This window comes from Paenibacillus sp. S-38 (genome assembly GCF_049942825.1).
Classification (GTDB): domain Bacteria; phylum Bacillota; class Bacilli; order Paenibacillales; family NBRC-103111; genus Paenibacillus_G.
On record NZ_CP187970.1, the window covers coordinates 748,158 to 762,250 of the forward strand.

The window sequence follows — 14,093 nt, forward strand, 5'->3', positions numbered from 1 at the left end:
GGTTATCAGGATCAGTCGGGCTGCCGCCGGATGCAGGAGCTGCCGGGATGCCGGGCTTTATTCAAAGAGGGTGAGGTAAGCGCCGTAGCCTTCCTTCTCGAGATCCTCTATAGGCACAAAGCGCAGGGCGGCAGAGTTGATGCAGTAGCGGAGCCCCCCGGTTTCGCGCGGTCCGTCATTGAAAACGTGCCCGAGGTGGGCATCCGCTTTGGAGCTGCGCACTTCCGTCCGTACCATGAAGTGGCTGTAATCGGCCTTCTCCGTCACGCCGGCCGCACGGACAGGTCGGGTAAAGCTCGGCCAGCCGCAGCCTGAATCGAACTTGTCACGGGAGCTGAAGAGAGGCTCGCCGGAGACGATATCGACGTAGAGGCCCTCTCCCTTGTGGTTCCAAAATTCATTCTGGAAGGGAGGCTCGGTACCGTTCTCCTGCGTGACCTTCCACTGCATCGGGGTCAGCCGTTCGCGAAGCGCTTCCTTGTCTTCTTCCGTGTTCCAGTGCTTGCGGATGAAATCGACACGGCCCGATGCCTTGCTGTAGGCATTGTAGCGCTGGGGATTGGTTTTATAAAAGCCTTGGTGATAGTCCTCTGCCGGATAGAATATGGAAGCGGGAAGAATCGGCGTGACGACCGGAGCATCGAATCTTCCGCTCGCATCCAGGCGTGCCTTGGACGCTTCGGCAATCTGGCGCTGCTCCTCCGAGTGATAGAAGATGGCGGTCTGGTAGGAGGTACCGCGGTCTGCGAACTGCCCTCCGGGGTCCGTCGGGTCGATCTGCTGCCAGAAGAGTTCCACGAGCTTCTCGTAAGGGAACACATCCGGTTCAAACGTGATCTGAACAGCTTCCAGATGTCCGGTCGTCTCGGAACAGACTTCCTGGTAGGTCGGATTCTCCGTATGTCCGCCGGTATAGCCGGAGATCACGCTGTGAATGCCGGGCTGTTCGTCGAATGGCTTGACCATGCACCAGAAGCAGCCTCCGGCGAATGTAGCAAGTTCGGTTCTTGTATCAGTCATGGGATCACCTCTTGGGTTAAAGATAAACGGCGGGTCAGGGAGAAAAATAATGCGGCCTAACCGTCCCGTTCTTCCATTATAACGCAGGTGGGAGCTGAGCCCAAACTTCGATGGGGCTCCCGGAGCTCAGACGGAATTACCGGCGCCTACCGGCGCCCACAGGCGCAGGTCCGGTACGCTACTTGGAGCACGGCACGCCGTTGATGTAGTAGCTATCCTCCCGGTAGGCCGTGAAGACGGTCTCCACCTCGGCATAGCCGAGGGAGAGGATGTGACGGGTAACGGTCTGCGCGAAACGGTCTCGTACGTCGGCGCCCCGTTCGAACCAGCCTACCTCGACGAACGGAAACGAGGGTACGATCTTTCCTGCAAAGACGGCCGTGGTATGCATGCATTCAAGCGTAAAGTTGTCGGTTCCGCAGGCGCAGAGGGCCGCGAGTTCTTCGAGAAGCGGGATGCTGACCGTGCGAAGGCGTTCAGCCGGAACGCCGCGGATGAGCAGATGGGGCATAGGTAGGTTCCTCCTGTAAGCGGAACGGGTGAGGCCGTTCTCTACTATGTATAGACGATCTAGGGTACAAGCGGGACGCGGGATCATTGCTATTTCCGGCCGCAGCGGTTAAGGTGCGGATGACAGTTCTTTTTCCATACAGACGCTGCTTGGGCAGTTGACGTATTCGCCGAAGGGGTCAATGTGCTTATAGCCGAACTTGGTGTAGAGCGCAATGGCCTCCGGCTGCGCCCGGCCGGTCTCCAGACGCACGAGGCGGCTGCCTTGGCTCCTCGCGTGCTCCTCCAAATGGCTGATGATCCGTGCGGCTATGCCGCGCCTGCGGAAGGCAGGCTCCACATAAAAACGCTTCAATTCCGTGCATTCGGCATCCAGGGGACGGATAGCCCCGCACCCTGCTGGTCTGCCGTCCAGATAGGCGACAACAAAAGTCGCACGCACCACATCCGGATCAGTGAAATCGATCACGTGAACTTCTTCGCTGGGATACCGGCTCAGGAGGTCCTGATCGAGGCGGGCGATGAGGCTGTGCAGCCCGGCATCCATATGGCTGACTTGTTTGATTTCCAATATGGCTTCCATGCCTGCGTTCCTCCTTAGTCGTAATCTTGGTTCCATAGGAAAGAATCTACATATTTCCAGTGTCAGCAGGCTGCTCTAATGTAAGGTGGATCCCCAGGATACGAACGTGCGGGTGTTGGATGGGGATATGGGGCGGCGGCGGGTCTCCGGTGACCGGAGACCCATACGGCTGAAGGGTGTGAGGTTTCCCAGTATGTAAGACTCCTTGCTGGGCTGAGCTGTCGTACCCCCAGGGAAACTGGTGGCCCGGGCAGAGACGAAGATCCGCAGTTATGCAGGAAAGCGAGGCGCGGGGCGCTGATGTCGATCCGGTTCCAATTGTCGATGGTGTTCTCGGTAACAGTGGCCGTCATCCTTATCATACAGAATGTGCTATCCTACTTCACGGTGAAGGATCTGCTGCGGGACAGCCTGGCCCATCAGAATGAGATCATCTCCAAGCAGCTCAGTCTCTCCATTGAGCAGGCGGAGTACGCGGTCCGCATCGTCGAAGAGCGGGTGGGCGAGCAGATCCGCTCGGCTTCCGTCGCAGCCCTCCTTGCCCTCTCTCCGGATTACCGGGAGGTGACCAATGAGCAGCTTGCCGCATTGAGCAGACAGGTAGGCGTATCCCATATCACGCTGCTGGTCCGCACCGAAGACGATATTGTCGGTGTAAGATCCTCCGATCCTCTGGAAATCAACCTCAGTACGAAGGAGTGGGGGATACTGGTACAACGCATTCCAGCAGCTGTTCGACAAGCAGGAAGTCACGGTTGCCGAAGGCCAAAAACTCCTCAACTATTGGACGGGACCAGCCGAGGTTTCATCATCGGATCCGAACTATGTAGATAAATGGGGGTACTATTATGACGGCACGACCAATTATATCATCAATCCCTATGTGAGGGATGAGGGAATGGTCTCATTCCGGCAGTCGGTCGGTCCGGACCACTACATCCGGGAGCAGCTGAAATACAGCCCCCATACGCTCGAAATCACGGGAATGAACCCCCGGACATTCGGCCAGCCGCCGGTGTACACGGAGAACAACGGGCGCAAATTCATCAGGCTCGCCGACCGGGCGATCCGGTTCGGGACTTATGAGTACAAGGACGAAGGCCGTGACCTTGAGGGGGGCCGCGGGGCCATGGCCGCGGGACAGCCGGTGAGCTTCATTACCCGTGTGCAAGGCGTGCGGGTGCTCAGGAGCTTCATTCCGGTCATCGACGTCCCGGATCCGTTCGTGGTCTCAATCGTGACGGATTACAGGATGGTGGAAGAGGTGGTGAGTCACCAGCTGCTCCATGATCTGATGCTGTCGGCACTGGTGCTCGCCGCCGTCGCAGTTGGGAGCTACGTGCTGTGCGGCTATCTGATCCGCCCGCTTAGCGACATCATCCGGAAGGTGGAGGAGATTGCCAAGGGCAATTTTGAAGCGCAGATCCGTATTCGCCGGAAGGATGAGCTCGGCCTGCTGGCCGGCAGCTTGGCCTCTTACACCCGGGAGCTGGAGCAAAAGAACCGGGAGATCGAGCAGCAGGCTTCCCATGACCCTCTGACGGGAGTGAAGAACCGGTTCGCTTTCAACGCGGACATGGAGAAGCAGTTGGCCGTCCTTCGTCCAAAGGGCGGAAGCCTGTCGCTGGTCTTTATTGACTTCGACCGGTTCAAGGAAATCAACGATATGTTCGGGCATTCCCTTGGCGACCGGCTGCTCATGAAGGCTGCAGGCCGCATGGAAGCGGCGCTGGGCGGCAGGGGCGGCGTGTACCGGAATCAAGCCGGACCTGCTCACCCTCGAGATTACCGAGAACCTGGCCATGAACAAGGAAGAGTACATGATTGCGAGACTGCGGGCGCTGCAGGCGACCGGGGTGCGTATGGCGATCGATGACTTCAGGACCGGGTATTCTTACGCTGATGTACCTGAAGAAATTCCCGGTCGATATTCTTAAGATCGACCGTTCCTTTGTCAGTGATATGCTGAGCGATGAAGACGACGCGGAGATCGTACGCACGATCATTGCCATGGCCCATAATCTGAAGCTTCAGGTAACCGCCGAGGGGGTGGAAACGGAAGGGCAGCTTCAGGATCTGAAGGAGCTCGGCTGCGATGTCGCACAGGGCTATTATATTTCCCGGCCCCAGCCTGCCGAGCACTGTGTCCGCCTGCTGGAGCAGTATAACGGGAACGCGGAGGACTAAGGCACCCGCTCCTTCGGGACAATGAAACCAAACCAAACCTGGAGGCCTTCTCTACTGAAGAGGGCTTTTTGTTAAGGCAAAAGTTCCCGAGATACGGGAATGTCATAGCCTCATGTGACGCGTGCCGCTTGGTAGGAGTGTCCCGCTCCTTATAGAGATAGGAAAATTGGCATAAGCTGGTATAGGCAAGCCTGCGGTATAATGAGCCCTATAAGACCTAAACCGCAGAGGAGGTAGAAGATGGAACCCCAGTGGCTGACATGGGCGAAGCAGATTCAAGCGATTGCCCAGGCGGGACTTGCCTATTCCAAGGATGTGTACGATCTCGAAAGGTTCGGCATGCTGCGGGATCTGGCCGTTGAGATCGTGGAGAACCATACGAAGGCCGGAAGAGAGCCGATCCGTCTGGCCTTCGCGAGTGAAGAGGGGTACGCCACCCCCAAGGTGGATGTCCGGGGCGTGGTGTTCCGGGAAGGACGGATCCTGCTGGTCCGCGAGAAAATCGACGGCGCCTGGTCGCTGCCGGGCGGGTGGGCCGATATCGGGCTGTCTCCCTCGGAGATCGCCGTGAAGGAGATCCGCGAAGAAGCCGGATATGATACCGAGGCGGTGCGGCTGCTCGCGGTCATGGACAAGAAGTTCCATGACCATCCGCCGGATCTATGGCATATCTACAAGATCTTCATTCTCTGCCGTCTCGTCGGAGGAGAGGGGATCGGCAGCGAAGGCAGTCTGGAGACCTCCGATGTGGGCTTCTTCGGCCCTGACGAGCTGCCGGAGCTCTCGGTCGGCCGGAACACCAAGGCGCAAATTCTCACGATGTTCGAATATCTCCAGAATCCGCACAAAGCCGTTCTTCTGGATTAACGGTACAAGCAGCGAATCCCCCAGCACCTCTTTCCGGAGAGGAACTGGGGGATTATGTTATTTATTGGCCTCGTGAACAATGGTGACGGCGGTCTTGCGGTCCGACTCCATGTCCTTGGACACCGTGAAGTGAAGACTGAGCCCATCCTTCTTGCCGGCAATCAGGAAAATCGATTCATCCGTCAGGCGCGTCGATTCCGTGTACCCAGAGCTTTTGAAGAACGCTTCTACCTCGTTCTTGCTCTTCTCAAAAGGCTGTTCGATCTCGTAGGCGACCGTATAGACTTCACCGCCGTCTTTGCCCTCGGATTTCATCGAGGCCTGGATGGCGGCTTTGTCCGGGATGGGGATCTCCTTCGGAAAGCCTTCCGGGAGCTGGTTCTCGCCGGAGAGGGTCATCTTTCCTTTGTCCGTCGTGATCGTGGACATTTCCTTGTCGCTGCTAATGACGGCTTTGCCGCCGTCCGGTGTAGGAAGGGTAACCGTATCTGCGGAGCAGCCGGCGGCTAGGGCGGCAGCTCCGGCCAAGACCAGTGCGAGAGTGAAGGTATGATTTCTCTTTTTCATGGGGGGAAGACTCCTATCTGTCGGGGAAAAGTGGGGTAAGCTTCGGGTAAGCTTCTCCCTCCATGATAAAGAGGCATCCGTCATATGACCAGTGTTCCGGGTCACTCCCTTGTCATGTGACCGTAGACAACAGCTCCCATGACCGGCGAATGGAGCGGACCTGCCGGATCAGACGGCGCCGATCTTCGGCCAGGCGAGCTCCACGCCGAAGCCTGTCAGCAGGCTCTGGAAAGCTTCCAGCTTGAAGGCATCGCTGCGGACCTGGGAAGGCACCGTCTTCTGATCCAGGCAGTACGCGGCTAGTGCCCCGGCCGACTCCCCGATGTTCCACTCGACCGGATGAAGCCGATAGCAGCCGTTCGTAATGTGCGTCGTTCCGATATTTTTGCAGGCAGGCAGCAGATTGCGCACCCGTACGGGCAGCAGGCTGCCGAGCGGGATCTGGAAGGGAAGGGACGAGATATCGAGATAGTTCCTGCCCGCGGTGCTCGGATGAAGGTCGATCCGGTAGCAGCCGATGCCGACGCTGTCGGGAAAAGGAACGGCCCCCTGCTCCCCGCGCACCGCAGCGCTCACATGCTGCTCGTATACCGTGAACTGGGCGCGGATGCGGCGGGACTCCCGGATGTAGGGAGCCTTGGCCAGTCCGTCGGCCGTCCCGGTCACGTCCGGCCGCAGTCTAAGTCCCGGGTATCCCGTCTTGCCGTCCGGCCGAGGAGCCTCGGTCTGCAGCCAGTACAGCAGCGACAGGCTGAGCTGCCGTGCACCCTCCAGATGCCGCTGCGACTCATGAGGCGGCACATCGTAAATGCGCCCTAACCAATAATCGTTCTGGGACCAGTTCACAATGGAGATATCACTCGGATAGGTTCCCGGCATGAAATTCGACCTGTCGAGGATTCGCCGGTAGATAAACAGGGGGTATTTGTCCGTACCCCAGAAGAGTGTTTCCTCGGTCGGCTCCAGCGTCACGGGGTTCGGAGACACCCAGCTGAGCTGGCGGTCCGGCCAGAAGTCCGCCCGGTAGTTCCGCCAGAATGCATAGTCTCTCGGCTTGTCGATGACATGACTCTCCCCGTCGAGGTAATCCATGGCCAGGCACCAGGTGAACGCCTGGATGTCATGCGGATCGGCCGGTCCGTCGAGGGCGTGAGGCTCATTCGTCTCCGCCCGGGACTCCGCCCCCGTGACGTATTCCACGCCGGCCAGCGGCAGCAGATCCCCGCATTCGGTGGCATCCAGGAAGTAGGGGGCGCGGATGGTCAGCCGGGAACCGCACGCTTCCTGAACGGTGACCGAGCGGACGGTATCTCCGTCCGTTTCGGCGCTGACGGGCCGGCAGTGAAGCAGCAGGGTCAACCGGCCGCTGTGCACGAAGGGGGCGATCATCGCCTGCAGCACCTCCAGCATGGCCCTCGGCTCCGCGCAGAGCCGGCTGACTCCGCCGTTGCCCGGGTTCAGGTGGTAGACGGCACGCGCTTCGGCCGTCAGGGGAAAGTGCTCTCTGTAGAAGGCGCGCACGCCTTCACGGAACTGCCGGTAGCTGCGCGTGCAGCCGAACTGTTCGATCCACCGGTGCTCATCCGGAGGAACAGCCTGGCTCGTCAGCTGCCCGCCGATCCAGCCGGTTTCCTCGGTCAGTACCACCCGTCTGCCCATCCGGCAGGCCGAGAGCGCAGCGGCAATGCCGCCTACTCCGCCGCCGATAATGGCGATGTCCGTTTCGGTTTCGCGATGCATGTAGATCAGCCTCCTTGGGTGCGTAAGATAGGAATAGGATTCGGCATTCTCTATCTTAGACTCAAGTGGATTCCAAAATGTTACAGTCAGGGAGCAGGAAGCCGATCCTAAGCTTCGGCACGTGAAGACACGGTCACCGGACTCGGTGTGGGGTGTGGATGGGAATGGGAAGCCAGGGAGTCAAATCAAATCCGGAAATGGAGTAAACGGCCGGGCGTAAGACAGAAGGCCGGACTTCCCTTTGGAAGCTCCGGCCTTCTGGTCTTGGACATCGCTCAAGCAGCATCGCCGAATACACAAACATGGCGGTGCGGCGGATACAGCAGCAGCTGAAGAAAGCAGCGAACTATAGGGGAGATCGCTTACTTGGTGTTCTTCCGATCTTCGTACGAGGCGTTGTATTCGCTCAGATAACGGGAGATATCCGTTACCGACCCCTCCAGCGCCTCCAGACGCTGGGGGTCCAGCCTGCCGAAGATCGCCTCCGCATGGTCTGCGAATCGGCTTCTCCAAGCAAGGAGCTGCTCCATTCCCTGCGGTGTCAGGCTGACATACGTGATGCGCCGGTCCTCTTCGGAACGCAGGCGCTGGGTCCAGCCTTTCTCTTCGAGGCGGTCGAGCAGGTTCGAAGCGGCACCGATCGTGATGCCGAGGTATTCGGCCACACAGTTGATTTTCATGCTGGTTTCGTGCTCCATCTTGAACACGAGCGATACGGCCGAAGGCGGAACCTCCGCTTCCGTACTGAGCAGGCAGAGGGTCGACTTCAGGGTGCGGTTCAGCTCCAGCAGAGAGCACCAGAAGGTGTTGATGGGGTTGGATGACATAGGAGTGAACCACCTTTACCAATTCATATTCCGATTGTACTACAGCCTCTCTCAAAGCAAAAGGGAAGGGGCATGTTGACGGAGGGGATTGACAATAGGGAACAATTGGGATATAGTTCTGACAATACTTTTATTATAATACTATTATCAGAAAAGTAAATTCCGAATCAAAGGAGGCCTTCCCCGTGAGTTCCCCGATCTCTACATCTTTCAAGGAATCGCTGATCATTCCCCTCTGGAGCCTGACGGTTCTGCTGGTGGTCATGAACACCACCATGTTCAATGTGGCGCTGCCTACGGTAGCCGCCGATCTCGGTCTGTCCACCACGAGTGCCTCCTGGATTGTGACCGGCTACTCCATTCTCTTCGCCATCGCTTCCATCACGTACAGCCGCCTGTCGGACTTCCTGCCGATCCGCACGCTGCTCACCGCCGGCCTGCTGCTGCTCGGCACCGGATCGATCGTGGGCCTGCTCTCGCACCACTTCTACGGTGTGCTGGCCGCCAGGCTGCTTCAGGCGGTTGGAGCCGCTTCGGCTCCAGGCCTTGGCGTCGTGCTTGTCACCCGGTATGTTCCTCTCGAGCGGCGGGGCAAAGCGATGTCGACCATCATCTCCGCAGCTTCCTTCGGCTTCGGCCTCGGCCCGATCGTCGGCGGAACGATGTCGCAGTACCTGGGATGGAATATGCTGTTCATCGTGACGGCGATGGTGCTTCTGCTGCTGCCGGTATTCTACCGGAACCTGCCTCAGCAGACGACCGCTCCGGTCCGCTTCGACTGGACCGGCGCTCTGCTGATCGGAGCGGGCGTAACGGGCCTGCTGCTCTTCCTGACGAACCGCCAGTGGCTGACGCTGGCGGTCGGGGCAGCCGCCCTGGCCGGCTTCTGGTTCCGGATTCACCGGACGGCGGATCCTTTCGTCCAGCCTTCGCTGCTGCGCAACCGTAACTACCTCAGCCTGCTCTTCATGGGGTTTATTGCTTACATCCTTAACTTCTCCTCCCTGTTCCTGATGCCGATGATGCTCTCGCGTCTGTTCGGTACGGGTTCTACAGTGACCGGGTTCCTGATCTTCCCGGGGGCGATCCTGACCGCTCTGCTGTCGCCCCGGATCGGGAAGTGGATCGACCGTGCCGGGAATACGCCGGTCATTGCAGCGGGCCACGCGGGACTGATCCTCGCTGCAGCCGGGTTCGCGCTCTTTTCTGCCGAATCCGTGTATGCCATCGCCGGTGCGTATGTGGTGCTGAGCGTGTCGGTGTCCGCGATTGGGTCAAGCGCGTCCAATGAGATGTCGCGGATTCTGGCCCCGAGCGAGATTGGGGCGGGCATGGGGCTGGCACAGCTGACGCAGTTCTTCGGCGGCGCCCTTGGCGTCGCTCTGACGAGCACTGTGCTGGCCTGGCCGTCTTCCCGGCCTCTGGGCGCTACCTTTGCCGGCCTCTACTGGGTGATGGCGGCAGCAGCGGTAGGCTCGGCCGTACTCTGCTTCCGGTACGTCAGGCGCAAACGCGGCAGCGGGGTGCTGCCGGAGGGGACCGAGGCGGCAGAGCCCGTCCGGGGATAAACCGAAACAGCCTTGGTCTCCTCTTAGGGAAGATCAAGGCTGTTGTGCTTGCTGCGGGCAGATGGATGTTCCAGCGTACGGAGCCGGAATGCGAACCTATTGATGCTGCGGTTAATCCCATCCTCCCCCTGATCCAATGACCCGGACAAGCCAGTGGCAGAGCCACAAAGCGAGCAGGATCCAGACCAGGATAAACAAGGCCGCAGTAACCCAATTCTTGGGACGGGTCTGCAGCGCTTCGGCCCGGCGCCGGTTGTCCTCCAATACGGGCTTCGGAATCCAGCGCAGCACCAGCATGATGCCGAGAGGGACGAGAATCAGGTCATCGAGATAGCCGAGCACCGGAATGAAGTCGGGGATCAGGTCGATGGGGCTGAAGGCATAGGCGGCGACGAGCAGGGCGAAGAGGCGTACGCCGAACGGTACCCTGGGGTCTTTGGCACACAGGTAGAGCGTCATAAGCTGGGATTTCAGCCGGCGGGCTTCCCGTTTGATCCGGTCGAGCATCGGAGTCCTCCTTGGTCATTGTAGTACGGCGGCAGGGGGATTCGTGCAGCGTTGCATTTTTTGTGCAGGAGCCCGGCTCTGCTGACACCCTGTTGTCAGGGTTCAGGAGTTACAATATAAGGACAACACCCCAAGAGGGGCACAGGAGGCTGTTAAGATATGAATGATGTGCTGCTGCTGATTACCGACGGATTCGCGGATTGGGAGGCGTCGTATGTTACTGCGGAGCTCAACAAGCCGGGCACGGGCTTCCGCATCCGCACGATTGCGGTCGACCTTGAACCCAAAGTCTCGATGGGCGGGCTTCGCGTGATCCCCGAATACAGTCTAACGGATTACAAACCGGATGCCAAGCCGGCGATGCTCATTCTGCCGGGGGGAACGAGCTGGCTAGAGGAGCGGAATGTGCCGGTCCGGGAGCTGGTGGCTTCCTGCGCAAGGGACTCCGTTCCGGTCGCGGCGATCTGCGATGCCACCACATTCCTGGCACGGTATGGATTCCTTGACCATGAGAGGCACACCGGCAATTCCCTCGCTTATCTCAAGGAAGGGGCGCCGGAGTACCGGGGCGAGGCACAGTATGTCGACGCCCAGTCGGTCAGCGCCGGGAATTGGATTACTGCCAACGGCACGGCGGCCGTGGAATTTGCGGCGCATATTCTGGAGAAACTCGGCGTGCTGGAAGGTGAGGGCCTGCAGGAATGGTATGCCATATTCAAAAAAGGGTATGCCCCCCAATCGGTGTAGAAAGAACGGACCGTGCTTCCTTCCTTTGCCCGAATAACGAGTTTTGGTAAGACACGGTCAGGAGACGCGACATTACAAAAAGCCGCCCTTGGATAAGGCCAAAGGCGGCTTTTTGTGATTATTTCTTGGAGCTCCAAGACTGAAGGAACAGGTTGGCATGGTAAGTCAGGTTCTTCTCCGCCGCTGCAGAGAGGGAGGCATTGTTTCCGTGCTTATCCAGCTGATCCAGGAATTTGTGGACCTGCTTGACGGCCGCTTCAACCGAGCCCTTGCCCAGCTGGTGCCGGGCCTGTTTCAGCGTCTCTTCGAGCTGGGAGGCCAGAGAGCCCTTCAGCTCGCCGGAAGCTTTGTACTGCTGAAGCAGACCGTCCAGCACGTTCAGCAGGCCCGGCGTCCAGTAGGAAGCCACGGGAACCTGACGGAAGTCCGTGTCCGATGCAAAGTAGAAGCTGGTATACGCGGGCTGGTTATAGCCGGTATTCTGGCGGGCGACTTCGACGCGGTACTGCGGATCGTGCATCAGCGTGTACAGCTTGCGGTTCGTCACTTCCGTGCTGAGGTAGATGCGGATCGCAGAACTGTCGGCGGTGCGCACCAGCAGCTCTTCGCGCCAGTCCCCGAAGATGTCGGCGACAAGGCCGGGGTTGCCCTTGGTGTAGTTGTTGGTCCGGGTGCCTTCCGCCGTCAGCAGACGGCCCCGCTTCCAATCGTCGATGGACGGAGTCGCTTCGATGGCTCCGTTCACGATCTGCGTGGTCATGTCCGCTGCCCACTTGATGTTCATGTTCGTGCCCGGCGCGGTCGTGTCGATCTTCTCGCCTTGGGCAGTCCATAGGCCTACCGCCCAAGTCTCAAGCCCCCGGCGGGAAGGGTCTACGTCACCGACCATCCCGCGTCCGGTGTCCTTGCCCGTATATCCGCCATAGATGACTTTGCCGGTCTTCGCATCCTTCAGGGCGTAGCCGTACGGTGCATAGGTGCCGCCTTCGTGCACCATAAAGATCTCCTGGCCGGGGTGGTCCGGGTCTATATCGGTCACATGAAGAGCGTCGCCGTGGCCGAGCCTTGCCGTGGTGCCCGGAACGGCGCTGCCCTCCGGCATGACATCCATCGAGCTGTAGAGCAGCTTCCCGTCGTTGTCGATCGTCGCGGAGCCGTAGACGATCTCCTGAGCGCCGTCTCCGTCCACATCCGCCGCACTCAGGGTATGTGCCCCTTGGGTGGTCAGCGTACCGTATACCGGATCACGCCCGTCGCGGCCGTGAGGCCCGTCGTTGAACGGATTGGTCATCGGCACCCAGCCGCTGTCCACGTTCCAGTGCTCCTTGAGCTGCTTGCCGTCCCAGCTGTAGGAGATGAGCGTAGAGCGGGTATAGTAGCCGCGGGCGAGTACGGCGTAAGGTTTCTTGCCGTCGAGGTACGCGACGCCCGCCAGGAAGCGGTCGACCCGGTTGCCCGGCTCAATCCGGCCCATGGCATAGTCGCCCCACATCAGTCCGTCGTCGCCCCGGCCGGGCTTGTACGGAATCGTCTGCAGCTCATCGCCGGTGGCTCCGTTGAACACGGACAGGTACTCGGGGCCGCTCAGGATGAAGCCTTCGAAGGCGCGGAGATTGTTACGGGCGCTGCGGCTCGGCGCGTAGACGTCCATGAAGTAGTCCGTCAGGCTCTGTGCATCGGCGCGGGACAGCGGATAATCGTACTTCTTGGGAATGCCGAAGCACTCCTCCAGCGTGGCCGGCCAGTTCCCGGCCACCACTTCTTCATGCTTGTGCCAGTTCATGAACATATCCACGACATGCTCATAGTAGCCCTGTTTGCTCAGACGGTAGTCATCCGTGTTGCGGTAGCCGGCCTTCAGGTCTTCCCGCGGCATCGTGATATAGGTGGACGAGGTGACCGTGCCTTGGCTGTCATACTTGTGAACCTGGGTGCCCGGTGCGGTCTTGAACATCACCTCGGCTTTGCCGTCGCCGTCGAAGTCATACACCATGAAGTCGGTATAATGCGCTCCGGCGCGGATGTTCACGCCAAGGTCGATGCGGTACAGCAGGGTGCCGTCAAAGCGGTAGCAGTCGATGTAGGTTTGGCCGGTGTAGCCGACCTGCGATACGTCTTTGGAGTTGGAAGGATCCCATTTGACAAAAAATTCATACTGCCCGTCCCCATCCACGTCGCCTACGCTCATGTCGTTGGCCGAATACGTGTACGCCTCACCGACGGGGGTGACGCCGTCTGCCGGTTTGTTCAGCTTGAGGTCAAAATAGGCCTGGGCCCAAGGGGAGACGGCATCGCTGCGGTCGACTTCCCGGCCGTTCACCACGGCTGCGACCTCATAGCGGGAGGAGGCGGAGCCGGCCGCATCGAGGTGGTTCGTGCTGTCCGTCACGGAAGCCACCTTCTTGCCGTCGCGGTAGACGTTGAACGAGGCGCCGGTCAGGCCGCTCGCGGAAGCGCCGGTTACCTCGCCTGCACGCAGCCGCCAGCTGAGGAAGACGCCCTGGGAAGTCGAGGCGGCCACGAGTCCGCGGTCCAGGTACTCGAGCTGTACGCCGCTGCCTTGAACGGAGGGAGCGGGCTTACGGCTCAGGGATTCGGCTGCGGAAGCTCCGCTTATACTGGTAAACAGCAGGGGAAGTGCGGCTGTGACAGCCAGCACCCGCCTTGCCAGCAGGGCTTTATTCTTGGGAGACATGAAAGGTCACCATCCTTGAATGAGTGTGAAAATTTTCATTTGTTTGCGCTTACAACTAGAGGTCCGCTTTCCTCCTTTCTTGCTCGAAGATGTGGGTCCGTGTTAAAAATTCTTTTTCATTATAGGGGAAAGCCGGGCCAATCCCCATTCAAAAATCAGTCATGTTGCGTTTAAAATTCAGAGGACTTCCGACCGGGGAGGCACTGCGGGCGTGCCGGAAGCCGCGCCTGAAAACGGCAAAAAGCCAGGCATCCCAAAGGATAAGCCTGGCTCCC

At 59.4% G+C, this 14,093-nt stretch carries 14 protein-coding genes and 1 pseudogene; 7 read left to right on the forward strand and 8 right to left on the reverse strand.

The genetic code is table 11. The features are described 5' to 3' along the window. Positions 1-57 precede the first annotated feature (57 nt). The 3 genes from msrA to ACP26L_RS03605 form a co-directional block, all read right to left on the reverse strand. Positions 58-1,020 carry a peptide-methionine (S)-S-oxide reductase MsrA gene (msrA, locus tag ACP26L_RS03595; RefSeq protein WP_426451143.1) on the reverse strand — a complete coding sequence of 321 codons (963 nt, stop codon included), beginning with the start codon at positions 1,018-1,020 and terminating at the stop codon, positions 58-60. Between the two features lie 178 nt (positions 1,021-1,198). After that, positions 1,199-1,531 carry a DUF1904 family protein gene (locus tag ACP26L_RS03600; protein WP_426451144.1) on the reverse strand — a complete coding sequence of 111 codons (333 nt, stop codon included), beginning with the start codon at positions 1,529-1,531 and terminating at the stop codon, positions 1,199-1,201. Between the two features lie 108 nt (positions 1,532-1,639). Beyond that, positions 1,640-2,113, reverse strand: a complete 474-nt coding sequence (locus tag ACP26L_RS03605) for a GNAT family N-acetyltransferase (RefSeq protein ID WP_426451145.1) — start codon at positions 2,111-2,113, stop codon at positions 1,640-1,642. Between the two features lie 300 nt (positions 2,114-2,413). On the opposite strand from ACP26L_RS03605, the gene ACP26L_RS03610 reads away from it, so the two are divergent. From ACP26L_RS03610 to ACP26L_RS03630, 5 genes and pseudogenes are all read left to right on the forward strand, one after another. Beyond that, the gene (locus tag ACP26L_RS03610; RefSeq protein WP_426451146.1) at positions 2,414-2,947 is read left to right on the forward strand and encodes a hypothetical protein; all 534 of its coding nucleotides are present in this window, start codon (positions 2,414-2,416) and stop codon (positions 2,945-2,947) included. Positions 2,948-3,407: 460 nt separating this feature from the next. Next, a pseudogene (locus ACP26L_RS03615) lies at positions 3,408-3,809 on the forward strand (GGDEF domain-containing protein); the annotation flags it as partial. Between the two features lie 106 nt (positions 3,810-3,915). Beyond that, on the forward strand, positions 3,916-4,050 hold the full coding sequence (locus ACP26L_RS03620; RefSeq protein WP_426451147.1) for a hypothetical protein: 135 nt from the start codon (positions 3,916-3,918) through the stop codon (positions 4,048-4,050). Further along, positions 3,986-4,300: an EAL domain-containing protein gene (locus ACP26L_RS03625; RefSeq protein WP_426451149.1), complete on the forward strand. Its 315-nt coding sequence runs from the start codon at positions 3,986-3,988 to the stop codon at positions 4,298-4,300. The genes ACP26L_RS03620 and ACP26L_RS03625 overlap by 65 nt, the downstream gene beginning before the upstream one ends. 240 nt (positions 4,301-4,540) lie before the next feature. Continuing rightward, on the forward strand, positions 4,541-5,167 hold the full coding sequence (locus ACP26L_RS03630) for an NUDIX hydrolase (RefSeq protein ID WP_426451151.1): 627 nt from the start codon (positions 4,541-4,543) through the stop codon (positions 5,165-5,167). A gap of 57 nt (positions 5,168-5,224) precedes the next feature. On the opposite strand, the gene ACP26L_RS03635 is transcribed toward ACP26L_RS03630, so the two are convergent. The 3 genes from ACP26L_RS03635 to ACP26L_RS03645 form a co-directional block, all read right to left on the reverse strand. Beyond that, a complete protein-coding gene (locus tag ACP26L_RS03635) occupies positions 5,225-5,734 on the reverse strand; it encodes a hypothetical protein (protein ID WP_426451152.1) in 510 nt (169 codons plus the stop codon). A 168-nt stretch (positions 5,735-5,902) separates the two neighbouring features. Next, entirely contained in the window at positions 5,903-7,474 is a 1,572-nt protein-coding gene (locus ACP26L_RS03640; RefSeq protein ID WP_426451154.1) for an FAD-dependent oxidoreductase, read from the reverse strand. 362 nt (positions 7,475-7,836) lie between these two features. Next, on the reverse strand, positions 7,837-8,301 hold the full coding sequence (locus ACP26L_RS03645) for a MarR family winged helix-turn-helix transcriptional regulator (protein WP_426451156.1): 465 nt from the start codon (positions 8,299-8,301) through the stop codon (positions 7,837-7,839). A 185-nt stretch (positions 8,302-8,486) separates the two neighbouring features. Between ACP26L_RS03645 and ACP26L_RS03650 the strand changes: the two genes are divergently transcribed. Further along, positions 8,487-9,869, forward strand: a complete 1,383-nt coding sequence (locus ACP26L_RS03650; RefSeq protein ID WP_426451157.1) for an MFS transporter — start codon at positions 8,487-8,489, stop codon at positions 9,867-9,869. A 111-nt stretch (positions 9,870-9,980) separates the two neighbouring features. On the opposite strand, the gene ACP26L_RS03655 is transcribed toward ACP26L_RS03650, so the two are convergent. Next, on the reverse strand, positions 9,981-10,376 hold the full coding sequence (locus tag ACP26L_RS03655; RefSeq protein WP_426451158.1) for a YkvA family protein: 396 nt from the start codon (positions 10,374-10,376) through the stop codon (positions 9,981-9,983). Positions 10,377-10,535: 159 nt separating this feature from the next. Here ACP26L_RS03655 and ACP26L_RS03660 point away from each other — a divergent pair, with 159 nt between their 5' ends. Beyond that, entirely contained in the window at positions 10,536-11,123 is a 588-nt protein-coding gene (locus tag ACP26L_RS03660; protein ID WP_426451160.1) for a type 1 glutamine amidotransferase family protein, read from the forward strand. Positions 11,124-11,241: 118 nt separating this feature from the next. Here the strand turns inward: ACP26L_RS03660 and ACP26L_RS03665 are convergent, their stop codons facing one another. Beyond that, on the reverse strand, positions 11,242-13,818 hold the full coding sequence (locus ACP26L_RS03665) for a rhamnogalacturonan lyase (RefSeq protein ID WP_426451162.1): 2,577 nt from the start codon (positions 13,816-13,818) through the stop codon (positions 11,242-11,244). Positions 13,819-14,093: the final 275 nt, after the last annotated feature.